Here is a 22,508-nt window from a genome sequence, read left to right on the forward strand (position 1 = left end):
ACTCCTCGGCTGCTATTCACCGATAATCGGCAGAGGTGATGTCAACGTTCATGTCAACCTGGATGTCAACGTTGTCATCGGGGGTTTGCGCACAACGGGGACGATCTGCAGCAAACCCCATGGAAAGCGGATGCGCAAGGGTCCGTTCGGCGCAGGTGTCGAACACCGGAGGTAATCGCCATTCGCCGATGGCCTCGGTTCGGCGCTAGGAATCCGCTTTTGTCTCCGTTAGCGTGCGGCCATGTTCGCCGCCGAACGCCGTCAGGTCATTCTCGAACTCGTCCGCTCGAACGGAGCCGTCTCCCTGCGCGAGCTCGCGCGCATCGTGCAGACCAGCGAGGTCACCGTGCGCCGCGATCTGCGGCAGCTGGCCGCCGAGGGACTGCTGGCGCGCCGGCACGGTGGCGCGGTGGCGACCAACCGCACCTCCTACGAGCCGAGCTGCACCGAGAAGGCGAAGGTGGCGGGGGCGCAGAAGGAGGCGATCGCCGCGCTGGCCGCCGAACTGGTCTCCCCCGGCGATTCGGTGGCGCTCGGCCCCGGCACCACCACGCAGGCGCTGGCGCGGCGCCTGACCCGCACCGGCGAGCTGACCGTGGTGACGAATTCCCTGCTCGTGGCGCAGATCATCGCGCAGGCGCCGGGGGTGGAGGTGCTCATGCCCGGTGGCACGCTGCGGGCGTCGATCTTCGCCACGGTGGGCAGCGCGGCCGAGGCCGGCCTGGCGCAGTTGCGGGTGCGCCACGCCTTCCTCTCCGGCAACGGGCTGACCGCCGCACGCGGCCTGTCCACCCCGAACCCGGCGGTGGCCGGGGCGGACCGCGCGCTGGCCGCGGCCGCGGAACAGGTGGTGGTGCTGGCCGACTCGACCAAGATCGGCTCGGACGCCATGGTCCAGACCATACCGCCGGAGCGGATCCACCGGCTGGTCACCGACGAGGCCGCCGACCCGGCCGAACTGGACGGCCTGCGGGCGGCGGGTGCCGAGATCGGCCTGGCCGCGATCTCGAACAGCTGACCGTTTCCCGTCCGCAAACGGTCAACCTCGAACATCGGCCCCGCCGGGCTTGCGACCGGCCGCTCCGGCGCGCCTTAATGGGAGACCGGACGAATCACCGCCACAATTCTCCGGCGCGTTTTCTCCAGTCCCCCGTAACCGAAGGGCGTGAAAATGAACCGCCGAATTCCCGTGGCCGTGGCCGCGCTGCTGGCCACCGCGCTGGCCATCCCCACCGGCGCCACCGGCGCCACTGCCGCACCGGCCGCCTGCGCCGGTGTGCTGTTCGACGACTTCGCCTACGACTCCCACACCGACCCGCGCCTGGCGCAGCGCGGCTGGCAGCTGCGCAACGGCGGTGGCGGGCCCGGCGTGGGGAACTGGTCCGCGGCGAACGCCACCTTCCCGGTGGTGGACGGCCAGCCGGTGCTCCAGCTCTCCGCGCACACCGACGGCACCACCGGCGGGACCAGCCAGGCCGAGGTGATGCACCAGCGGAAGTTCTACGAAGGCACCTATTCCGCGCGCGTCCGGTTCAGCGACGTACCGGTCTCGGGCGCGGACGGCGACCACCTGGTCCAGACCTTCTTCACCATCACCCCGCTCGCCTTCCCCAACGACCCGAACTACGGCGAGCTGGACTTCGAATACCTGCCCAACGGCGGCTGGGGCGAATCCGGCGCGACGATGTTCCTCACCAGCTGGGAGACCTACCAGCCCGACCCGTGGGTGGCGGACAACCGCAGCACCGCGGTGCGCTCGGGTTTCGCCGGCTGGCGGACGCTGACCGTGCAGGTCTCCGGGGGCACGCTGCGGTACTTCATCGGGGATCAGCTCGTCGCCACCCACGACGGGCACGTCTACCCCGAGACGCCGATGATGCTCGCCTTCCAGGAGTGGTTCATCGACCACGCCGCGCACTCCGGCGGCCGCAGCACCTACCAGACGCAGAACGACTGGGTCTACTACGCGGCCAACGAGGTGCTCTCCCCGGCCGGTGTCCAGGACCGGGTGAACGGGCTGCGCGCGAACGGGACCAAGCACACCGATTCCGCCTCCTGCTAGTGCCCAGGCGGCCACTGTGGACGCTCAGCTCGCGCGGCCACGCAGGCGCGGGCGGTCGTGCTTGCCGACCTCGGTGAGCGGGATGGCGTCCACGAAGTCGACGCGGCGGGGCGCCAGCGCCTCGCCGCCTCGCTCGGCCACCCAGCTGATCAGGTCCTCGGCGCACACCGTGGCGTCCGGATCGGCGACCACCACCGCGTGCACCACCTCGCCGCGGCGGTCGTCCGGGGCGCCGAAGACGCAGGCGTCGCGGACCGCCGGGTGGGTGATCAACCCGGCTTCCACCTGCTTCGGGTACACCGTCACACCCGCCGACCGGATCGTCTCGCGCTGCCGGTCGGCCAGGTGCAGGAAGCCGCCCTCGTCGAAGTGGCCGGTGTCGCCGGTGTAGAGGTGACCGCCACGCAGCGCGCGCTCGGTGTCGGCGTAGCGGTTCCAGTAACGCAGCATCACGTGCGGCCCGCCGACCACCACCTCGCCGCGCTCCCCCGCCCTGGCCTGCCTGCCGTCGGGGTGCTCGATCCGCACGTCGGCGATCGCCACCGGGCGGCCGCAGGAGGACAGCGGGCCCGGGTCGCCGGTGGCCACCGCCGCGGCGTGGTCGCGCTTGCGCAGCACGGTCACCTGGTTCGGCACCTCGGTCAGCCCGTAGAACTGCACGAACACCGGCCCGAAGCGGTCCATGGCGGCGATCAGCCGCTCCGGCTCGACCCGGCCGCCGCTGTAGACCACGGTGGTCAGCGAGAGCAGTTTCGCGCCGGCCGCGGGGGCGGCGTCCATCAGCCCGGCGAGCATGTCCGGGGAGAGCAGGGTCGCGGTGATCCGCTCGCGGGCGATCGTGTCCACCAGCTCATCGGGGTCGAACCGCCCGGCCAGGACGTTGGTGCCGCCACGCAGCCACACCGGCAGCACGAACGCCCCGGCGGCGTGCGAGAGCGGTGTGACGTGGGCGAACCGGTCGCCTTCGTCGAGCCCCAGCTCACTGAGCTGGCTGAACAACGCGGCCAGCACGGTCCGGTGGGTGTGCACCACGCCCTTGGGCTGCCCGGTGGTGCCCGCGGTGTAGTAGATGCCGTAGAGGTCGCTGGGGAACACCGTCGGTGCGCCGGGGTGGTCCGGCTGGTGGCACGACAGGCGCTGCCAGCTGTGCCCGCCGGTCAGCACGGCCTCGTCGTCCACCGAGACCACGTGCTCGACGCCCGAGGTACCGCGGATCTGCTGGACGCGCCGCGCGTGGACGGCGTCGTGGACGAGGACCTCCGCCGCCGAGTCGCAGACGATGTACTGGTGGTCGGCCACGCCGAGGCGGCTGTTGAGCGGGACCACCGCCAGCCCGGCCCAGAGCGCGCCGTAGTACACGTCGAGCAGTTCGGGGCGATCGCTCATCAGGATGGCCACGCGGTCACCGGTGTCCAGGCCGAGGCCGAGCAGCGCGCGCCCGGCCCGCCGGATGCGGCCGAGCTGCTCGCGGTAGGTGATCCGCTGTCCACCCGCGACGACCGCGGTGCGGGGACCGTAGGCCAGTGCCACCCGTTCGACCAGCCCGCCGATGGTCTCCTCCTGCATGCTTCCCAAGCTAGGTCGGCGGGCGGCGCGGCCCAATGTCGGAATCGGACACCGGGACGCGTGGTTTCCCACAAGCTCAGCCGACGGCGTCCATCGAACCGCTGCCCGCCTGCGGTCCCAGCGCGCGGCGCAGCCGCAGGGCGACCAGCAGTTCGGTGCGGCGCTCGGACAACGCGTCGCCGAGCAGTTCGGTGGCCGTGCGGATCCGCAGCCGGACGGTGTTCTCGTGCACCCCGAGTTCGGCGGCCGCCCGCGCCTGCGATCCGCTGGCCAGCGCGGCGAGCAGGGTCTCGCGGATCCGGTCGGCGCGCTCGTTCGCTTCGGCCAGTTCACCGAGTTCCTCGGCGACGAACCGCCGGGCCGCCGCGGGATCCCCCAGCAGGAACGCTTCGAGGCGGACGTCGGTGTACCAGAGGAAATCGCCGGGATCGGCGAGCACTTCACGCAACGCGAACGCGCGCACGGCCTCTTCGTGGGCCCGGCGGAAACCGGCGAGCCCGAGGGCCGGGCCACCGGCCACCACCGGTTCGCCGTGCCGGGACACCGCCTGCCGGATCATCCGGAGCGTGGCCGGGTCGACCCGCCCGGGGAACCCCAGCCAACCGGCCCAGAGCCCGGGTGAGCGCTGGACCAGTAGCGCGGCCTGCGCGTCGGTTTCGTGGCGCAGCCGGGCCAGCCGCCGCTCGGCGTGCGGCCGGTCGCCCTGCAGGAGCAGCGCGAGGTGGCAGGCACGCAGGCGGTAGCCGAGTTCGTCGTCGAGGAACTGGGTGTGCGCGGGCGGCGCGGCGCCGAGCAGTTCGCCGACCAGCGCGCGGCGGCGTTCCTCCCCGGTGCAGGCCAGTTCGCCGGCGGCCTCGTCGTAGCGGGCGCTGACCAGGCCGAGCACCCGCGTGACGTACCCGAAGACGGCCGGGGTCCGGTCGCCGATCAGCTCGGCGACCGTGCCGTCCCCGCGTGCGGCGGCCTCGCCGACGATGGCCAGCCAGCGGTGCCAGAACTGTTCCAGGCCGACCCAGTAGGCGCGCTCCAGGTCCTCGAAGGGCAAACCCTGGTCGGCGACGACTTCGGCGAAGGCCAGTGCGTGCCCGAGTTGGGGTTCTTCGTGGTGCACCCGGCCCGACGCGACATCGGCGAGCAGGCCGATGTTGCCGCGGACACACCGCTTGAGCACCTCGTCGAACCGGGAATCCTTGGCGTGCCGTGGGAAAACCCGAGAGGCGATGGCGTCGTGCACCGTCTCCGCGATGGTCTCGACTTCGGCCGCGCTCGTGGTCCCCACCTCTCCCTGCCCGTTCCAGCGTAACGCCGATGCCATGTCCGGGCGGCACGACGAAAATTCCCGCCGCTCGCCGAGATTCCGAGCCCGCCGCTGACCGGCGGCGATCGCCGCGCGTACACGGGAACCGGCCGACGATACCCAAGTGGGCCTTTCGGGAACGGCGGCCGATGTGCCACCGGTAATTCGTTCTTCGCCGCGGGTTAGAGTCGCCGGGTGCGAAGGAAACTCCGATCACCGTTGCCCCAGCGGCACGGCCTCGATCCCGCCCGGCTGCGGTTGCCGGACGAGGGGCCGTGGGCGACCCTTCGCGAGCACCTGGTGGAACGGCTGCCGCGGGTCGATCCCGCGCGCATCGACGAACTGCTGGCCGAAGAGCGGATCGTCGGGCTCGACGGTCCACTCGGCCCGGACACCCCGTTCCGGCCCGGCACCTTCATCTGGTTCCACCGCGACCTGCCGGACGAGGTGCCGGTGCCGTTCGAGGTCGAGGTGCTGCACCGCGACGACGACCTGCTGGTGGTGGACAAGCCGCACTTCCTGGCCACCATCCCGCGTGGCAGGCACGTGCTGCAGACCGCGCTGGTCCGGCTGCGCCGCGACCTGGACCTGCCGCAGCTGAGCCCGGCGCACCGGCTGGACCGGGTGACCGCCGGGCTGCTGCTGTTCGTCGTCCGCCCGGAACTGCGTGGCGCGTACCAGACGATGTTCCGGGATCGCCTGGTGCACAAGGAATACGAGGCGATCGCGCCGGTGGCCCCCGGCTTGGACCTGCCGTGCGTGGTGCGCAGCCGGATCGTCAAGGAACGCGGGGTGCTGGCCGCGCAGGAGGTGCCGGGACCGCCGAACAGCGAAACCCGCGTCGAACTCGCGGAGACCCGCGACGACCTCGGCCGGTACCGCCTGCTGCCCGCCACCGGGCGCACGCACCAACTCCGGCTGCACATGAGCAGCCTCGGCATCCCCATCCTCGGCGACGACTTCTACCCCGTCCTCACCGAAACCGCCCTCGACGACTTCCGCCGCCCACTGCAATTGCTGGCGAAGGCACTGGAATTCACCGACCCGGTGAGCGGACGGCGCCGCCGCTTCGAAAGCCGCCGCACCCTCCAATCCTGGTCCGACCACCCCACCTGGGCAGCCTGATGTCACGAATGTGGCTTTCGAGACGCCAGACGTCCCGAAAGCTACATTCGTGACATCGGCCCGGCTCGTCGGCTGCGGGAGTGTGGGACTCGGCTGTCTGAGTGTGGGACTCGCCCGGGATGACGCGGGAGTCGGGCGAGTCCCACGTTCCTGCAGCCGAACCCCGCACTCGGGCAGCCGAGTTCCCCATTCGGGGCCCCAAAGCCAGCCAAGTCGGGGAAGGCTCCCACTCTCGGCAATGCTATGAGTGGGGCATTACTTGCATTCAATGCAAGTAATGCCCCACTCATAGCGTTCGGAGGGTGGCCCTATTCGGTGGCGAGGCGGGTGCCTTCCACTCGCGCGGTGATCTTGGCGAAGGCGATGTCCCGTGAGGTCGAGGTGTCGTCGGCGAACGGGGAGAAGCCGCAGTCGTCGCAGGTGCCGAGGCGGTCGGCCGGGAGGTATTCGGCCGCCAGCAGGACCCGGTCCCGGACCTGCTCGGCGGTTTCCACCACCGGGTTCACCGGGTCGGTCACCCCGACGAAGATCCGCTGCTCCGGCCGCGAGTACGTGCGGACGATGTCCAGCACCCGCCGCGGGTCGGGCTCGCTGGCCAGTTGCAGGTAGAACCGCCCGGCGTCGAGCGAGAACAACGCGGGCAGCAGCCCGGCGTAGTCGACATCGAGGCTGTGCACCGAATCCTGGTCCCCGCCGGGACAGGTGTGCACGCCGATGCGGGCCCGTTCCTCGGCGGAGAACCGCCCCAGCACCTGGTTGTTCAGGTCCACAAAGGACTGCAACAGCCCGCCGGAGGGGTCGAGCTTCAGTGACAGCCTGCCCTCGGTGAAGTCCAGCTGCACGCTGTCGGCACCGGCGTCGAGGCAGCGGCGGATGTCCGCCTCGGCCTGGTCGACGAGGTCGGCGGTGAAGGCCTCGCGGGAGTACCCGTCGATGCCGTCCGGCGGGTAGATGAGGCTGACCGCGGAAGCCGCGATCACCGCCTGCTTGACCGGCAGCTCGGTGAGCGCTTTCGCCGCACGCAGGTACTCGTCGGCGTGCGTGGCGTAGCGGAACGGCCCGGCGGTCAGTCGCGGCAGCTGCCGGGTGTGCCCGTCGGCGAACGGGATCACCACCCCGTCCGGCGCCAGCGAGGCCAGCCCGGCGAGCGGGTAGGTGGCGAAGCTGGGCTTGCCCTGTTCACCGTCGGTCACCACCGGCGAACCGGTTTCGGTGAACCGGGCGATCGTCTCGGCGAGCGCCTTGTCCCGGTACTCGGCCAACGCGGCGGCGTCGATCCTCCCGGCGGCGAACTCGCCCATCGCCTCGATCAGGTAAGCCGGCCGCGGGACGCTGCCGATGGGTTCGGTGGGAATGCGCACGGGTGGATCCCTCCGGATCACCGGCTTCGCTCGCCGGGTGCCGGAAATTCTACGGTTCGATCATGGTTTTCCAGCCGCCTCCCGGGTGAACCACCTGGGCCGTCCGGGCGTTTGCCGGTCCTGCGCCCGGGTACCCGGCGGCAGCACATGATCACCCCGCAAGCGCGAAGGGAGCGTCCAGTGGACACCACCACGCTGCGTGCGCTGACCGAAACCGAGGGTCCGTTCGTCTCGGTCTACTTCGACGACTCGCACGACACCGAGGACGCGGCGAAGCAGCTGGAGCTGAAGCGGCGCGACATCCGGGAGCAGCTGACCGGCAAGGGCGCCGAGGACGCCACGATCGAGGCGATCGACCGCGCGCTCCGCGACGGGCAGCCGCCGGTCGGGCGCAGTGGCCGCGCGGTGCTCGCCGCGCACGGCAAGGTCCTGCTCGACGAGGAACTGGCCGAACCGCCGGGCGCGCCCGAGGTCCGCTTCTCCGAACTGCCCTACCTGACCCCGCTGGTGGCCCATTCGGCGATCGGCACCCCGTACGTGGTGGTCACCGTCGATCGCACCGGCGCCGACCTGACCGCGGTCGACGCCAAGGGGCGCCGCAAGTCCGTGGAGCGCGTCGACGGCTCGGACCACCCCGTGCACAAGGTGCGCGGCGGCGCCGAAGCCCACCGCGACATGCAGGCCCGCGTCGAGGAGAACGTGCACCGCAACCTCGCCGGGGTCGCCGAGCGCACCGCGAAGGTGGCCACCGAACTCGGTGCCGAGCTGATCGTGCTCGCGGGCGAGGTCCAGGCCCGGCGCGAACTCCGCGACCTGCTGCCCAAGGCGGCCAAGGAGATCGCCACCGAGGTGACGGCCGGGGCCCGCGCCGATTCCGGGACCGCGGGCCAGCTCGACACCGCGCTCGGCGAACTGCTCGCCGGGCGCAGGCTGGCGCGCCTCGACCGGGTGGCCGAGCGGTTCCGCGCCGAGCTCGGGCGCACCTCCGGTCTCGCGGTCTCCGGCTTGGAGGGCGTGACCACCGCCCTGCGTGAGGGCAACGTGGAGACGCTGCTGGTGACCGAGCCGGGTGATCGCACGGTCGCCGTCGGGCCGTCCCCGGCTCAGGTGGCGGTGGACCAGGCGGAACTGGCGGCCTTCGGCACGAGCACCGGCACCGAGCGCCGCGCCGACGAGGCACTGCCGGTAGCGGCGGTCGCGGTGGGCGCCGACGTCGTGGTGTTCGACCAACGACTCGAACTGACCGAGGGCTTCGGCGCGATCCTGCGCCACTGAGCCCGGTCACGGCAGAAGGAGCAACCGATGAGCAGCCCAGAGCACGACCTGGAAAAGCCCACCGAAGACGCGCTCGACCAGCACCGTTCCGCGTCGCCGGGGCAGCCGGGCGGGCCGTCCGACCCCGAGTTGCCGCTCGAGGCCGACCCGGCGGACGCCGCGGAGCAACGCGCGCCCGCCGATCCCCGTCAAGACGGTTGACCACGAGAGGCCGAGCCGGGTGGACGCGGGAAGAACCGGGCGGTCGGACCTTCACATAACACTGGAACAGCACGGGGACGCGGTCGTGGCACGGCCGGCGGGCAAGCTCGATTCCGCCGGCCTGCCGCGGCTGCGGGACACCCTGCTCGGCTGCGCCGCCGACCACCCGGCGGCGCTGGTCGTCGTGCTCGACGAACTCGCCGCCGACGGGCCCGGCCGCCTGGGCGTGCTCACCCAGGTGCGACTGCAGCTCGCCGACTGGCCGGGCATCCCGCTGCTGCTGGCCGCGGCCACGCCGCCCGGCGACGATCTCCCGGCTCCCGTGGTGCACCCCTCGGTGACGGACGCGCTCGCCCGCGTCCGTCCCGCACCCCGGCGGCAGGCGAGCATCGACCTGCCGCCGGTGTCCGCCAGCACCCGGCTGGCCAGGAACTTCGTCCGGACGCTGTGCCGGAACTGGGCGGTCGAGCCGAGACGCGCCGGTGACGCGCGGATGGTCACCAGCGAGCTGGTGGAGAACGTGCTGGTGCACACCGACACCCCCGCCCTGCTGCGGTGCGACCTGCGTGAGGACGCGCTCAGCATCGCCGTCGCCGACGGGTCGCCGGTGCCCGCCCGCCTGCGCGAAGGCCGCGCGGGCTACCTCGGCGGCCTCGGCCTGAAACTGGTCGCGCAGCTGACCACCCGGTGGGGCTGCTCCCCGACGCTGACCGGCGGCAAGGTGGTCTGGGCCGTGTTCAGCGGCCGGTGAACCGGTTTCACCTCCTGGCCCGGCGGGTAGCCGGGGTCGACCGCCCGACGCCTACGCCAGGGAGCGGCCGAGAGATGACCGACTTCTTCCCGCCCGGCGGCGGTTCGCTGGACCAGTTCCTCGCGCGGTGCTACGGCGACGCACCAGCCGCCCGCCCGCGCCCGGTGGAACCGGTCCACGTGGTGTCGGCTCCCCCCAGCCCGCTCGACCGCACCGAACTCCCGGACACGCCCACAGTGGACAGATTCGGCCACGACCTGACCGAAGCCGCCCGTCAGGGCGCGCTCGACCCGGTGCTCGGGCGCGACCACGAGATCGAGCAGACGATCGAGGTGCTTTCCCGGCGCACCAAGAACAATCCCGTGCTGATCGGCGAGGCCGGGGTCGGCAAGACGGCCATTGTGGAGGGTCTCGCCCAGCGCATCGCCGACGGTGCCGTGCCGGACGTGCTGGCCGGGCGCAGGCTGGTCCGGCTCGACCTGACCGCGCTGGTCGCGGGCACGCGCTACCGCGGTGACTTCGAGGAGCGCGTCACCGCCCTGCTCGCCGAGATCCGGGCGCACCGCGACCGGCTGGTGGTGTTCATCGACGAACTGCACACCGTGGCGGGCGCCGGTTCGTCCGAGGGCTCACCGGGTGCGGGCAACATGCTCAAACCCGCGCTGGCCCGCGGTGAACTGCCCGTGGTCGGCGCGACCACGCTCGACGAGTACCGCGAGGACATCGAAGGCGATCCCGCGCTGGAACGGCGGTTCCAGCCGATCACGGTCGGCGAACCGTCCGTTTCGGACGCACTGGAGATCCTGCACGGCCTTCGCGAGCGCTACGAAGCCCACCACGGCATCCGCTACACCGACGCGGCACTGGTCGCCGCGGCGGAGCTGTCCCACCGCTACCTCACCGAGCGCTTCCTGCCGGACAAGGCGATCGACCTGGTGGACCAGGCGGGTGCCCGGGTGCGCCTGCGCGGCGGCGAGCCGGGCAGCGAGGTCACGCCGGAGGACATCGCCGAAGTGGTCTCCCGGCTCACCGGCGTCCCGGTGGGCAGGCTGACCGAGCACGAGCGGGATCGCTTGCTGCGCCTGGAAGAGCACCTGCACCGCAAGGTGATCGGCCAGGACGAGGCGGTGGCCGCCGTGGCGGGTTCGGTGCGCCGCTCGCGGGCCGGGTTCGCCGAGCCGGGCCGCCCGTCCGGCAGCTTCCTGTTCCTCGGCCCCACCGGCGTCGGCAAGACCGAACTGGCCCGGGCACTGGCCGAAGCGCTCTTCGGCGACACCGAGCACCTGGTGCGCATCGACATGAGCGAGTACGGCGAGCAGCACGCGGTCAGCAGGCTGCTCGGCGCCCCTCCCGGGTACGTCGGCCACGAAGACGCCGGGCAGCTGACCGAAGCGGTGCGCCGGCGGCCGTATTCTGTGGTGCTGCTCGACGAGATCGAGAAGGCCCACCCCGGCATCTTCCCCGTGCTGCTGCAGGTGCTCGACGACGGCAGGCTCACCGACACCCGCGGCCGGACCGTCGACTTCTCGAACACCGTGGTGATCATGACCAGCAACCTCGGTTCGGAGCTGATCGGCGGCAGCGGCGCGCTCGGCTTCACCCCGGCGGGCGAGCACGATCCCGAGAAACCGTTGCGGGAGCGGCTGACGCGCCGCCTGCGCGAGTCGTTCCGGCCGGAGTTCCTCAACCGGATCGACGAGATCATCGTCTTCCGCAGGCTCACCGGCGCCCAGCTCGAGCGGATCACCGAGCTGATGCTGGAAAGCACCCGTGGGCGCGCGCGGGCGCGGGACATCGACCTGGACTTCACCCCCGGCGCCGTGCGCTGGCTCAGCCGGGCCGGGCACCAGCCCGAGTACGGCGCCCGGCCGATGCGCCGGGCGATCCAGCGCGCCGTGGACAACCCTCTGGCGGACCTGGTGCTCCGGGGCGAAGTGCCCGCCGGAGCCCGGGTCCGCGTGACCGAACGCGACAACGAGCTGTCCTTCGAAGTGACAGCGGAAACAGGAGGACGACCAGCGTGAGACCACAGCGACGCGTCACGGTGTTCGCCCCGTCACCGCAGTTGACGGTGACCATCGAGGAACTGGACGGCATCCCCGAGATGCACCTGCACGCCGGCGGGCAGGGGGTGTGGCAGGCCCGCATGATCGTCTCGCTCGGCGTGCCCGCGGTGCTCTGCGCGGCGCTCGGCGGGGAGACCGGGAACCTGCTCAAGCACCTCATCCCCGACGAGGGCATCGAACTGGTGGCCCAGGAAGCGCACTCCCGCAACGGCGGTTACGTGCACGACCGGCGCGACGACAAGCGCGAGCCGGTGGTCGAGGCCCCCGGTGAACCGCTTTCGCGGCACGAACTCGACGGCCTCTACGAAAAGACGCTGGTAGAAGGGTTGCGGTCGAAGACGGTCACGCTCAGTGGCCCGTCCACCGGCCAGCCGGTCCCCGCCGACATGTACCGCAGGCTGGCGACCGATCTGCGGGCGAACGGCTGCCTGCTGGTGGTCGACCTTTCCGGTGAGCTGCTGGAGGCCACGATCGAGGGCAAACCGCAGTTCATCAAGGTCAGCCACGAGGAGTTGCTGGACGACGGGCGCGCGAGCAGCGACGACCCGCCCGCGCTGATCGCCGGGATGAAGGAACTGAGCAGGCAGGCAGGCGACGCGTCCGTGGTCATCTCGCGGGCCGCCGACCCGGCGCTCGCGCTGCTCGAAGGCGAACTGTACGAAATCGAAGCACCGCCGCTGCACCCGATGGACTCCCGTGGCGCGGGCGACTCGATGACCGCCGCCGTCGCCGCCTCGCTCACCGAGGGGGCTTCGCTGCTGGACGCGGTACGTCTCGGCGCCGCCGCCGGGGCGCTGAACGTGACCCGGCGCGGGCTCGCCACCGGTGGCGGGGACAGCGTCCGCGCGGTCTCCGACCGGGTGGAGCTGCGGCGGATCACCTCGGAGGGCGAAGCGGCATGACCCGCGTACTGATCACCAACGACGACGGCATCGACTCGCCGGGCCTGGTCACGCTGGCCAGGGCGGCGCTGCGGCACCAGCTGGACGTGGTGGTCGCCGCGCCGCACGAGGAGTCGAGCGGTACCAGCGCCGGGCTGACCGTGCTGGGCACGGAATCGGTGGCCAAACCGGTCGAACTGGCCGAACTGCCCGGGGTGCTCTGCCACGCGGTGACCGCGCGGCCCGCCTACATCGTGCTGGCCGCCCGCGAGGGCAGCTTCGGCGATCCGCCGGACCTGGTGCTCTCCGGGGTGAACCGGGGCGTCAACATCGGCCGGGCGGTGCTGCACTCGGGCACGGTGGGCGCGGCGCTGACCGCGGGGATGAACGACCTGCGGGCGCTGGCGGTCTCGCTGGAGCACCCGGAATCAGGACTGCTGCACTGGGACAGCGCGGAGGACCTGGCGGCGGAGGTGATCCCGATGCTGCTCGAAGCGGCGCCGGGCACCGTGCTGAACCTGAACGTGCCCGCGCGGCCGCGGGCGGAACTGGGCCCGCTCACCCGGGCCGGTCTGTCCTCGGCCGGTGCCGTGCAGACGCGGCTGGAACAGGCGGACGAATCCGCCGAGGTGGTGACCACCGTGGTCGAGGGTGGCGCCGAACCGGGCACGGACGCCTACCTGCTGCAGAAGGGGACCCCGACGATCACCGCGCTGCGGTCGGTCACCGAGGACCCGGACTTCACCTGGCCACCCGGCCTGTGAATGCCATGAGTGGGGCATTACCAGCGTTTATCGCTGGTAATGCCCCACTCCTGGCGTGGACGCCGAGGCGTCAGTGGCCTTCCGCCGCCTCGCGGTGGCGGTTCAGCGCGCCCTCGACGGTCTCGTCGATGGGCAGCACCGGCTGGAGACCGGCGGCCTCGATGGCCCTGGGCACCACCCGGCCGGTGGCGACCAGGCGCAACGGGGTGCCCGCGTCGGCGCATTTCTGCTGGATCTCCACCAAGGCGGCCAGCCCCGAGGAACCGAGGAAGTTGACCTTGGTGAAGTCGGCGACCACCGGCCGCGGTGGCGTCGCCAGCTCGCGGGCGGTGTCGAACTCCGCGACCAGTGCGGGCACGGTCAGCATGTCGATGTCACCGGACGCGACCACGATCACCGCCGATTCCTCGGCACGGTGTTCCAGCTCCAGCAGCTCGCTGGGCAATGGCACGGGACCTCCCGGGTTCGAACGAACGGAAAGTTTCTCCGCCGGTCTCGGTTGGTCGTGACCGAGCGCGATCGGATATCCCGGCTGGCTGCTCAACCGGTTGCACAGATCGTAGCGACCGCACCGGAGCACTGCCATCCGGTACCGGATGCGGAAAACCCGCCCGAACGGAGTAGTGATGATCACTCCGGCGGGCGACCCGTCCAGGGGGCGGCCATTGAGTAGTGACCAGTGGGCGCGTACGGTCGGGATCAGCGGTTGAAACCAGCAGCCGATGCACTGGGCACGTACCGCCTCAAGCGTGTCTCCGCCGATCTCCGGGCACAACCGGAGCCGGAAGGAGCTTCCGCCATGACTTTTCCCTTCATGCGCGATCAGCTGACCATCCACGTCGACCGCAGCCAGCCGGGTCACCTCCTCATCGAGGTCACCGGCGAGGTCGACCTGGCCTCCAAACCCGATCTCGACGCCGGGCTCACCGCCGCGCTCGACCCGCACACCGCCCTGATCGTCCTCGACCTCAGCGGTGTGAGCTTCCTGTCCAGCAGTGGCCTGCAGGTGCTCACCGAGTTCCAGGACCGCGCCGACGAGCTGGGCACCGAGATCCGCGTGGTCTGCGCGGGCCGCCCGGTCCGCCGCCCGCTCGAGGTCGTCGGCCTCGACCGCAGGCTGCGGCTCTACACCAGCGTGGAGACCGCCCTGCACTCCGTCCCGGTCAGCTGACCGGGGCATTCACCGCCCGCCGCACCGCTGAAACCAGCTCCGCGTTGGGCATGCCCTTGATCACGTACTCGCCGACGCCGGCATTCCGCATCAGCTTGCGGTTGCCGGCGTCGTCGTATGCGGAGAACGCCACCAGCGGCGTGCCGATGCCGAGGCGGGCCAGGCGGCGGGCCACTTCGACGCCGCCACCGGTCGGCATCCGCACGTCGATCACCGCCACGTCCGGCCGGTGCTGCCCGATCAGCGCGACCGCCTCGTCGACGGTGGCCGCGTCGGCCACCACGACCAGGTCGGCCTCGGCCTCCAGCACCGCGCGGAGCGCTTCACGGATCAGCAACTCGTCGTCGGCGATGACCACCCGGACGGGTTCCGTGCTCACTGTCCCACCCCCGCGCCCGGTCCCGGCCCGTCCGGGACCCAGAATCGCACCAGCGCGCCCCGGCCGGGCTCGCTGATCAGCTCCCACCAGCCACCGACCGCCTCCGCCCGCTCGCGCATGGCCTGCAGGCCGAAGTGCGAGCCGGGTTCGCCGAAACCGCCGACCACCACGACGTCGGTGCCCACCCCGTCGTCGGTGACCTCGGTGAGCGTGCCCCGGTCGATCGAGCGCAACCGCACCCGCACGCGGTTCGCCCGCGAGTGCTTCTGCACGTTGGTCAGCGCTTCGCCGACGATCCGGAAGAGGGTCACCGACGCCTCCGGCGGCGGGTCACCGGTCAGCTCGGTGGTCTCGAGCTCGGTCTCGATGCCCTGCGCCGCGAGCTGCCGCAGGTGCGCGCCGACCGCCTCGGTCAGGGTCCGCTCGTCCAGCGTCGGCGGGCGCAGCCTGCGAACCAGGTCACGCAGCCTGCCGATGGTCTCCGACACCGCGGTGTCCAGCGCGCGGACCGCGGGCAGGTGGTCGGCGGGCACCTGCCGGGCCAGCAACTGCACCCGCATCGACACCGCCGCCATCGCCTGGATGGAGTCGTCGTGCACGTCCCAGGCGATCCGGCGCCGCTCGGCCTCCTGCGCCTCGACCAGGTGGAAGAACAGCCGCCTGCGCTCGACCAGCTCGTTCTCCGCGCGCACGCGCTCGCTGACGTCCCTGGTGACCTTGCCGAACCCGCGCAGCGTGCCCCGGTCGTCGAACAGCGCGGTGATCACCACGACCGCCCAGAACCGGCTGCCGTCCTCCCGGACCCGCCAGCCCTCGTCCTCGAACCGCCCCTCGGCGGTGGCCACCTTCAGCTCGTGGGCCGGTTTGCCCGCCCGCAGGTCCTCCGGCGGGTAGAAGACGGAGAAGTGCCGGCCGATGATCTGCTCGGCGCGGTAGCCCTTGATGCGCTCGGCGCCGCTGTTCCAGGTGGAGACCACGCCTTGCGGGTCGAGCATGAAGATCGCGTAGTCCTGCACGCTCTGCACGAACAGCCGGAACGAATCCCCGGAGTACGGGTCGTCGAGCGGATCGGGCTCGCTCACGCCGGGTGACTCACAGGCCGGACCCCGGACCTCAGCCATTCCCGCTCATCGGGGGCAACGGCAGTTCGCACCAGACGACTTTGCCCGCGTCGCGGGCCTGGACCCCCCACCGCTGCGAAAGGCGCTCCACCAGCGCGAGACCCCAGCCACCCTCCGGTCCGCCGAGCTTGGGCCGCGGCGGTGCGGGATTGCCGTCCTCGCACTCGATCCGGATGCCCCGGGCGGTGGTGGTGATGCTCAGCGTCGGCTTGCCACCGGCGTGGCGGACCACGTTCGCGACCAGCTCGGAGGCGATCAGCGTGGCGTCCTCGAAGGCCAGCGTGTCCCGCCAGGCCGACAGCACGCGGGAGACGAAGCGCCTGGCCTCACCCTCTGCGGTCAGGTCCGCGGGCAGCACGGCGGTCACCGGGCCTTCCGCGCTCAGGATGCTGTCCATCGTGATCCATCGTCCTCCGTCCGGCGCAGTCCCGGCTAGACGCAGCGGTGCCTCATCGACTGATGCAGATGCATCAGTCGAGCAGCCCACGACGGCGGGCGATGGCGACCGCTTCCAGCCGCGAATGCGCGCCCAGCTTGGCCAGTGCGCGCTGCGCGTGGTTGCGTACGGTGTTGCGCGCCAGGTGCAGGCGCTGGGTGATCTCGTCCACCGTGGCCCCGTCGGCGAACAGGCGCAGGATCTCCCGTTCACGGGCGGTGAGCTCGGCCGCGGCACCACGACCGGACAGCCGGTCGATCACCTCGCCGAGCAGTCCGGCGTCGAACACCATCTCCCCCGCCGCGGCCCGGCGGATGGCGTCGGCGAGCTGGTGCAGCCCGGCGGTCTTGGCCACCACCCCGGACCCGCCCGCTTCGACCACCCTGGTGGCCACCCCGGCGCTGACCTCGGCGGTGACGAGCAGGACCTTGGGTTCGGGGGCGAGCTCACGCAGGCGGCCGATCACCTCGAGGCCGTCGCCGTCGGGCAGCCTGCGGTCGAGCAGCACCAGGTCCGGATAGGTCAGCTCCACCGCGCGCACCGCGTCGGCCAGCGAACCGGCCCTGGCGGCGAGGTCGATGTCCCCGATGCCGGCGAACACGAGTTCCATGGCTTCCGCCACCATGTCGTGGTCTTCGACGAGTACGACCCGGATCGGTGGCATCGCGGGAACGCTACCAGCCGGATGTCCGGCCGGCCGCCGGACATCCGCCTTCCGCACCGGTTCCCCTCACCGCGGTGTCCGAACCGGACTCACCGCAGCCAGCCGGGTGTTGTGCCACCGGCGATCCGCGGCCACTCGCGGCGGAACCGCGCGTCCAGGCGCTCGGCTTCGAGTTCGTTGCGGCCGTGGAGCACGCCGTAGGAGAACGAGCTGTGCCCGTCGCGGTCGGCGGCCACCGCCAGCGGCACCAGTTCCGCGCGGGCGACCACGGTGTCGTGGTGGTCCCCGAGCGTGGACTGCACCGCCTTCACGCGCTTGCGCCACGCGTTCAGCTTCTTGCCCGCCACCGGGCGCAGCGCGTCGGCGGTGTACCTGGCCTGCTTGGCTTTCTTGCGCACCTCGTGCAGGGCGGCACCGCGGTCCTCCGCGCCTTCCAGCGCGGCCGCCGCCCGGCGCAGCCGCCGGTCGGCACGGAGCACGGCCTGGCGCAGTTCGGTGCGGGCCGGGCGCTTCGCCTTCTTGGTCAGGGGCGGATCGTCGAGCAGCGAGTCCAGTGCGCGCAGCAGGTTGAGGTACCGCGTGCTGTTCAACGCGGTCAGCGCATGGGCTTGGGCGCGCCGGGCCCGTTGTTCGAAGTAGGTGTCGAGGTAGACCGCGACCGGGCCGATGGTCAGCCGCCGCGGCAGGCGGGCCGCCTGCCCGGCCAGCCCGGCGTGCAGCACTTCGTTGTCCCGCACCGGTCCCAGCTCGCCGCCGAGCCACTTCAGCTCGTCACGCAGGGGCTGCACGGCGTCGCGGTCGAGCACCCGGCGGAAGGCGCCGAGCGCACTGCGCAGCCGCCGCATCGCCACGCGCATCTGGTGGACCGAGTCCTCGGTGTCGCGGCGCACCCCGGCGTCGTGGCGGTGCAGCGCGTCGACCTGGGCGCGCAGGTAGTGCAGCACCACTTCCCCGGCGGTCGCCTTCTTCCCCGGCGCCTTCCGCGTATCAGCAGGCAGCAGGTCCCCGATCAGCCGCCGCAGCTTGGACGGCCACTCCGAGGGCACCGCCCCGGCTTCGACGACCAGGTCCGCCACGGTGTCGAGGGTGCCGTCCTCGGCGTCGGCACTCAGCTCGACTTCCAGTTCGCGCCACTGGTCCAGGCGCGCGACCGTGCCCGCCGCCTCCCCGGTCACGTGGTCGTCGGTCAGCGTCGCCAGCACCCGGCCGTCGGCGTCGGCCAGTTCCACCGAGTACCGCACGGTGCGCAGCCCGGCGATGGCGATGAGGTCCTCACCCCGGGTGTGCCCGCGCACCAGCTCGGCCAGCTCGCGCGGCACCTCGGCGGTGGGCGCCTCGGAATCGTCCAGCGGCAGGGTGATCTCTTCGCGCGCGTCCTTCCCGACGGGGAGTTTCAGGTGCCAGCCCTCGTCGCCGCCCCCGGTCCGGCGGCGCAGCGTGACGCCCGCGCGGGCCAGGTCGTACCGCGCGGTGTCGTAGTAGGTGGCGTCCAGCCGTTCTTCGAGTGGGTCGGACTGCCCGGCGATGGGGCCGCGGGCCCGCAGGTCGGGGATGGGGAGGTCCAGCGGGAAGTCGAACTTCCGCTCGCGTTCGAGGGCGGTCTGCGGGGTCTGGGAGGGCTGCGGGGTCGCCGGCGGGTTGGTCGTAGCAGTCAAAGCACTGGCCTCCTGGTCAGCCGGGCAGTGCGCCCGTGGTCGCGAAATCGGCCCGGCGTGCCACCGAGACCGCCTGGTCGGCGAACCGGCCGTAGAACCGGGCCAGCAGGGTCACGTTCACCGCCACCGGCACGCCGTACGGCCACCGCGGATCGGTGACGCGGGTGAGCACGTGCTGGTGCAGCGCATCCGCTTCGGTCTCGGCCGCGCGCATCCGCTCGAACGCCGGTCCGCCGGCCCTGGTGAGGAAACCCTGCAGGTCCTCGGCCATCCCGGCGGTGCACGCGGCGAGTTGCTCGAAGGCGGGCAGCAGTTCCTCGGGGACCGCCCGGTCCGGGTGCGCCCTGGCCGCGGTCTCGGCGATGTGCCTGGCCAGATCCCCCATGCGTTCCAGGCGATCAGCGCAGTACACCGCGGCCAGCACGAGCCGCAGGTCCCCGGCCACCGGCGCCTGCAGCGCCAGCAACCGGTGCGCGGCGAGCTCGCACTCGTCCCGTGCCGCGTCGAGGAGCCGGTCGGCGGCCACCACTTCGGCCGCCACCCCGAGGTCGCAGTCGAACAGCGCGCAGTTGGCCAGCCGCAGTTCGGTGGCGGCCGTGGCGGACAACCGGGCCAGCTGCTCACCCAGATCCTTGAGCTGGCCGTGGAAACGCTCCCGCACCCGCCTCACCTCCCCGGGTATCTACCCGATCGAGGCAGCGGGCAAACCCCGCGACGGGTTTGGCCGGGGACCCCGCGGGATATTCCCACCTCCGTGCACACCCGGGATTTCAGGCCGGATCTCGACGGCCGGCAACCGCTGCCCGTCTTCCTCCCACCGATGCAACCGAAACCCGGCAGGCTGCCGCCGGTCGCCGAAGACGAGGAGTGGGCCTACGAGTTCGACTGGGGCGGGCCGCGCACCCTGGTCCGGGTGCAGGACGGCCGGACCACCGTCCGTGAGCGGTCCGGCCGCGCGATCACCGCGGAGTACCCGGAACTGCAAGGGATCGGCGCTTCGCTCGGCAACACCGAGGTGCTGCTGGACGGCCAGCTCATGGCCTTCGAAAGCGGCCTGCCGAACCCGGCGGCGCTGAAGCGGCACGGGAAGCGGCGGGCCGCGGTCTGGTACCTGCCCTCGGACGTGCTGCACCTCGACGGCACCCCGTGCCTCGGCCTGCCCTACCTGCAACGCCGTCAGCTGCTCGCCGAGCTCGACCTGCGGGGGCACGCCTGGCAGACCCCCGAACACCAGCTCGGCAACGGCGGGGCCGCGTTGCGCTCGGCGATCGGGCGCGGACTGCCCGGCGTACTGGCGAAACGGGCCAAAAGCCAGTACCAGCCCGGAAAACGCAGTTCGCACTGGATCGCGGTCACCGGCACCGGCGTGCAGGAGGTGGTGATCGGCGGCTGGCGGCCCGGCGGCGGGTCGCGGTCGGGCACCTTCGGTTCACTGCTGCTCGGCATCCCGCACGGCAGCGGCCTGCGCTACGTCGGCAACGTCGGCACCGGGTTCACCCACCAGGCGCTCGAAGTGCTCGCCTCACGGCTGAACCGGCTCGAACGCAAGACCTCACCTTTCCACTCCGTGCCGGACCCGCAGGCCCGCGGCGCGCACTGGGTGCGCCCGTGCCTGGTCGGCGAGGTGGTCTTCCGCGGCTGGACCGACGCGGCCTGCCTGCGCACCCCGCGCTGGCGCGGCCTGCTCCCCGGCCGGGATCCCGGGGAAGTCCGCATCGGCGAGTGACCACGACGTGAACGGAATGGAAAAGGGACAAACTGGGTACCACGAATGGGTGAGTAGCCAGCCAAGTGCCGAATCGCGCGACGAGCAGCTCGCGCGCAACGTCAGCGAGTTGCTGGGAGAACTGCGCGTGGCCCAGGCGGCCGTGCAGTTCCTCTTCGGGTTCCTGCTGACGATCACCTTCACCGACCACTTCCGCGAGGCGAACGGCTTCGAGAAGGGCATGCACCTGACCGCGGTGCTGCTCGCCGCCACCTCCACGGCGCTGCTGGCCGCTCCCCCGGTCTGGCACCGCATGCTCTTCCGCGAAGGCCGCCGCGAGGAGATCCTGCAACTGGGCAACAAGTCCGTGCTGGGCGGGCTGGTCTGCCTCGCCCTCGCGGTGACCACCACGGTCGCGCTGATCGCGAAGGTCATCTTCGGCTCGCTCACCATGGCCCTGATCGGCCCGGCGATCGGCCTGCTCTTCGGCGTGCTGTGGTTCGTGGTCCCCCACCACATCCGCCGCCGGCACGCGGGTGAACCACCGGTGCCGACGGCGGACGGGGAGTGAAGACCTACTCGTCACCCGGCCAGTCGCCGGTCGCCTTGCGGTAACCCTCGGCCCCGGCGCGGTCCACCGCCGCCTTGACCGCGCCGAAGATGGCGCCCTGCACGGCGGCGGCGATCACCACCTCGGCCCAGCCGTACTTGGCGTCGGTGGCGTCGGGCGCGTCGTCCTGCCCGGCCACCCGCTTCCAGATCTGCTTGAACAGCATGCTGGCGGCGATCCCGCCGAGTGAGCTGACCACCATGCCGAGCGGCTTGTACAGCACCTTGTTCATTTGCGGCTCCTGCGCACGATCAGCAGGATGATCAGGGCCAGCACCGCGGCCCCGCCACCGGCGGCCGGCCACGGGTTGCGCCGCACCGAAACCGCCACCTCCTGCGCTTGTTCCTTGGCACGAGCGGGGACGTTCACCTTGTGCGCCAAGGCTTCCACCGTCTCGCCGAGTTCCTGGCGGGTCAGCTCGATGTCCACGCGCGCCTGCTCGGCGTCACGCGGGAACGAGGCTTTTTCCTTCCCGCTCATGAATGCACACTCTCCTTCAGCACCTTGACGTCGGCCTGCACGCTGGCCACCGCTTCCTCGGGCACCGGCGGCGTCCCGCGCTTGAGCTGCGAACGGCCCGCCAGCGCGGCGATCCCGGCCACCACCAGCAGCGCGCCCGCCACGATCAGCGCGGCGGCCCAGCCCGGCAGCACCACGGCCAGCCCCAGCACCGCGGCCGCGACCAGCACCAGCACGGCGACCACCGCGATGAAGCCCGCGGCACCGGCCAGCCCGGCGCCGGTACCGAGCCGCTTGCCCTTCTGCTGCAGTTCCGCCGTCGCCAGGCGCATCTCGTCGCGGACCAGCCTGCTCAACTGCTCGGACGCGTCCCCCACCAGCTGGGAGACCGAACGGTCGTCCTGAGTCATCGTTACCTCCCGTGGACTGTTACCGCTCGGCTACCCCGCCCGCCGGGCCCTCAATCAGGTCCGTTTGCGCCATTCGGCGGCCGGGTAACCGATCTTCCGGAGGAACCCCTTGACTGGAGGCGAAAATGCCGCAACAAGCCTGGAGCGACAAACGGGAACGCCAGTACGAGCACATCAAGTCCAGCCAGAAGGACCGCGGCGCCAGCGAAGACCGCGCCGAGGAGATCGCCGCGCGCACGGTCAACAAGAACCGCGCGCAGTCGGGCGAATCCAAGCAGGCCAGCAAGTCCTCGCTCAAGGACGTGTCACCGCAGCACCGCGGCGGGAAGCGGTCGGGCAACCGGCAGGGCCCCGGCGGGCCGACCAAGGAACAGCTCTACAACGACGCGAAGAAGCGCAACATCAAGGGCCGTTCCAGCATGACCAAGAAGGAGCTCGAGCGCGCACTCGGGCGCTAGCACCCGGGCTCGAATGCTATGAGTGGGGCATTACTTGCATTGAACGCAAGTAATGCCCCACTCATAGCATTCGCCTGTGCCGGCGCACCCC

General features: G+C 71.7%; 26 protein-coding genes. 13 read left to right on the forward strand and 13 right to left on the reverse strand.

Annotated elements, in window-relative coordinates:
* The first annotated feature begins 241 nt into the window (after positions 1-241).
* Both JOM49_RS32490 and JOM49_RS32495 read left to right on the forward strand, forming a co-directional pair.
* On the forward strand, positions 242-1,018 hold the full coding sequence (locus JOM49_RS32490; protein WP_209667987.1) for a DeoR/GlpR family DNA-binding transcription regulator: 777 nt from the start codon (positions 242-244) through the stop codon (positions 1,016-1,018).
* A 153-nt stretch (positions 1,019-1,171) separates the two neighbouring features.
* A complete protein-coding gene (locus JOM49_RS32495; protein ID WP_209667988.1) occupies positions 1,172-2,062 on the forward strand; it encodes a glycoside hydrolase family 16 protein in 891 nt (296 codons plus the stop codon).
* A 24-nt stretch (positions 2,063-2,086) separates the two neighbouring features.
* Here JOM49_RS32495 and JOM49_RS32500 read toward each other — a convergent pair whose 3' ends face one another.
* Both JOM49_RS32500 and JOM49_RS32505 read right to left on the reverse strand, forming a co-directional pair.
* Positions 2,087-3,628, reverse strand: coding sequence for an AMP-binding protein (locus JOM49_RS32500; RefSeq protein WP_209667989.1), 1,542 nt, complete (start codon positions 3,626-3,628; stop codon positions 2,087-2,089).
* A gap of 76 nt (positions 3,629-3,704) precedes the next feature.
* The gene (locus JOM49_RS32505; protein WP_209667990.1) at positions 3,705-4,907 is read right to left on the reverse strand and encodes a PucR family transcriptional regulator; all 1,203 of its coding nucleotides are present in this window, start codon (positions 4,905-4,907) and stop codon (positions 3,705-3,707) included.
* Positions 4,908-5,120: 213 nt separating this feature from the next.
* Here JOM49_RS32505 and JOM49_RS32510 point away from each other — a divergent pair, with 213 nt between their 5' ends.
* Positions 5,121-6,050 (forward strand): RluA family pseudouridine synthase, encoded by a 930-nt coding sequence (locus JOM49_RS32510; RefSeq protein ID WP_209667991.1) that lies wholly within the window; start codon positions 5,121-5,123, stop codon positions 6,048-6,050.
* A 308-nt stretch (positions 6,051-6,358) separates the two neighbouring features.
* Here the strand turns inward: JOM49_RS32510 and JOM49_RS32515 are convergent, their stop codons facing one another.
* Positions 6,359-7,411 (reverse strand): cobalamin-independent methionine synthase II family protein, encoded by a 1,053-nt coding sequence (locus JOM49_RS32515; protein WP_209667992.1) that lies wholly within the window; start codon positions 7,409-7,411, stop codon positions 6,359-6,361.
* Positions 7,412-7,591: 180 nt separating this feature from the next.
* On the opposite strand from JOM49_RS32515, the gene JOM49_RS32520 reads away from it, so the two are divergent.
* From JOM49_RS32520 to surE, 6 genes are all read left to right on the forward strand, one after another.
* Positions 7,592-8,686 carry an Rv2629 family ribosome hibernation factor gene (locus JOM49_RS32520; protein ID WP_209667993.1) on the forward strand — a complete coding sequence of 365 codons (1,095 nt, stop codon included), beginning with the start codon at positions 7,592-7,594 and terminating at the stop codon, positions 8,684-8,686.
* Between the two features lie 27 nt (positions 8,687-8,713).
* Complete coding sequence (locus tag JOM49_RS32525; protein WP_209667994.1) at positions 8,714-8,887, forward strand: hypothetical protein; 174 nt, start codon at positions 8,714-8,716, stop codon at positions 8,885-8,887.
* Between the two features lie 85 nt (positions 8,888-8,972).
* On the forward strand, positions 8,973-9,638 hold the full coding sequence (locus tag JOM49_RS32530; RefSeq protein WP_209667995.1) for an ATP-binding protein: 666 nt from the start codon (positions 8,973-8,975) through the stop codon (positions 9,636-9,638).
* A gap of 74 nt (positions 9,639-9,712) precedes the next feature.
* Positions 9,713-11,662: an ATP-dependent Clp protease ATP-binding subunit gene (locus tag JOM49_RS32535; RefSeq protein WP_209667996.1), complete on the forward strand. Its 1,950-nt coding sequence runs from the start codon at positions 9,713-9,715 to the stop codon at positions 11,660-11,662.
* Positions 11,659-12,606 carry a 1-phosphofructokinase family hexose kinase gene (locus JOM49_RS32540; RefSeq protein ID WP_282772710.1) on the forward strand — a complete coding sequence of 316 codons (948 nt, stop codon included), beginning with the start codon at positions 11,659-11,661 and terminating at the stop codon, positions 12,604-12,606. The genes JOM49_RS32535 and JOM49_RS32540 overlap by 4 nt, the downstream gene beginning before the upstream one ends.
* Positions 12,603-13,349, forward strand: a complete 747-nt coding sequence (gene surE / locus JOM49_RS32545; protein ID WP_209667997.1) for a 5'/3'-nucleotidase SurE — start codon at positions 12,603-12,605, stop codon at positions 13,347-13,349. The genes JOM49_RS32540 and surE overlap by 4 nt, the downstream gene beginning before the upstream one ends.
* Before the next feature lie 70 nt (positions 13,350-13,419).
* On the opposite strand, the gene JOM49_RS32550 is transcribed toward surE, so the two are convergent.
* On the reverse strand, positions 13,420-13,800 hold the full coding sequence (locus JOM49_RS32550; protein ID WP_282772711.1) for an STAS domain-containing protein: 381 nt from the start codon (positions 13,798-13,800) through the stop codon (positions 13,420-13,422).
* 348 nt (positions 13,801-14,148) lie between these two features.
* Between JOM49_RS32550 and JOM49_RS32555 the strand changes: the two genes are divergently transcribed.
* A complete protein-coding gene (locus JOM49_RS32555) occupies positions 14,149-14,520 on the forward strand; it encodes an STAS domain-containing protein (RefSeq protein ID WP_209667999.1) in 372 nt (123 codons plus the stop codon).
* Here JOM49_RS32555 and JOM49_RS32560 read toward each other — a convergent pair.
* The 6 genes from JOM49_RS32560 to JOM49_RS32585 form a co-directional block, all read right to left on the reverse strand.
* The gene (locus JOM49_RS32560; protein ID WP_308158949.1) at positions 14,513-14,899 is read right to left on the reverse strand and encodes a response regulator; all 387 of its coding nucleotides are present in this window, start codon (positions 14,897-14,899) and stop codon (positions 14,513-14,515) included. The genes JOM49_RS32555 and JOM49_RS32560 overlap by 8 nt on opposite strands.
* Positions 14,896-15,981: a PAS domain-containing sensor histidine kinase gene (locus JOM49_RS32565; protein WP_308158950.1), complete on the reverse strand. Its 1,086-nt coding sequence runs from the start codon at positions 15,979-15,981 to the stop codon at positions 14,896-14,898. The genes JOM49_RS32560 and JOM49_RS32565 overlap by 4 nt, the downstream gene beginning before the upstream one ends.
* Before the next feature lie 31 nt (positions 15,982-16,012).
* Entirely contained in the window at positions 16,013-16,417 is a 405-nt protein-coding gene (locus JOM49_RS32570) for an ATP-binding protein (protein ID WP_209668001.1), read from the reverse strand.
* Between the two features lie 73 nt (positions 16,418-16,490).
* The gene (locus JOM49_RS32575) at positions 16,491-17,120 is read right to left on the reverse strand and encodes a response regulator transcription factor (protein ID WP_209668002.1); all 630 of its coding nucleotides are present in this window, start codon (positions 17,118-17,120) and stop codon (positions 16,491-16,493) included.
* A gap of 89 nt (positions 17,121-17,209) precedes the next feature.
* Positions 17,210-18,775 (reverse strand): CYTH and CHAD domain-containing protein, encoded by a 1,566-nt coding sequence (locus JOM49_RS32580; RefSeq protein WP_209668003.1) that lies wholly within the window; start codon positions 18,773-18,775, stop codon positions 17,210-17,212.
* A 16-nt stretch (positions 18,776-18,791) separates the two neighbouring features.
* Positions 18,792-19,436 (reverse strand): phosphate signaling complex PhoU family protein, encoded by a 645-nt coding sequence (locus JOM49_RS32585; protein ID WP_209668004.1) that lies wholly within the window; start codon positions 19,434-19,436, stop codon positions 18,792-18,794.
* 159 nt (positions 19,437-19,595) lie between these two features.
* Here JOM49_RS32585 and JOM49_RS32590 point away from each other — a divergent pair, with 159 nt between their 5' ends.
* Together JOM49_RS32590 and JOM49_RS32595 are read left to right on the forward strand one after the other, a co-directional pair.
* Positions 19,596-20,501 (forward strand): ATP dependent DNA ligase, encoded by a 906-nt coding sequence (locus tag JOM49_RS32590; RefSeq protein WP_209668005.1) that lies wholly within the window; start codon positions 19,596-19,598, stop codon positions 20,499-20,501.
* A gap of 49 nt (positions 20,502-20,550) precedes the next feature.
* Positions 20,551-21,051 (forward strand): DUF6328 family protein, encoded by a 501-nt coding sequence (locus JOM49_RS32595; protein WP_372444129.1) that lies wholly within the window; start codon positions 20,551-20,553, stop codon positions 21,049-21,051.
* Positions 21,052-21,055: 4 nt separating this feature from the next.
* Here the strand turns inward: JOM49_RS32595 and JOM49_RS32600 are convergent, their stop codons facing one another.
* Genes JOM49_RS32600 through JOM49_RS32610 form a run of 3 tightly spaced genes read right to left on the reverse strand, consistent with a single transcriptional unit; the run spans position 21,056 to position 21,959 of the window.
* Positions 21,056-21,322, reverse strand: coding sequence for a DUF4235 domain-containing protein (locus JOM49_RS32600; protein ID WP_209668007.1), 267 nt, complete (start codon positions 21,320-21,322; stop codon positions 21,056-21,058).
* Entirely contained in the window at positions 21,319-21,570 is a 252-nt protein-coding gene (locus JOM49_RS32605) for a DUF3618 domain-containing protein (RefSeq protein WP_209668008.1), read from the reverse strand. Before JOM49_RS32605 ends, JOM49_RS32600 begins: the two co-directional genes overlap by 4 nt.
* Positions 21,567-21,959, reverse strand: a complete 393-nt coding sequence (locus JOM49_RS32610) for a phage holin family protein (RefSeq protein WP_209668009.1) — start codon at positions 21,957-21,959, stop codon at positions 21,567-21,569. The genes JOM49_RS32605 and JOM49_RS32610 overlap by 4 nt, the downstream gene beginning before the upstream one ends.
* Positions 21,960-22,084: 125 nt before the next feature.
* Here JOM49_RS32610 and JOM49_RS32615 point away from each other — a divergent pair, with 125 nt between their 5' ends.
* Positions 22,085-22,417, forward strand: coding sequence for a plasmid stabilization protein (locus JOM49_RS32615; RefSeq protein WP_209668010.1), 333 nt, complete (start codon positions 22,085-22,087; stop codon positions 22,415-22,417).
* Positions 22,418-22,508 lie beyond the last annotated feature (91 nt).

The organism is Amycolatopsis magusensis (genome assembly GCF_017875555.1).
In the GTDB taxonomy this organism is placed as follows: Bacteria; Actinomycetota; Actinomycetes; order Mycobacteriales; family Pseudonocardiaceae; genus Amycolatopsis; species Amycolatopsis magusensis.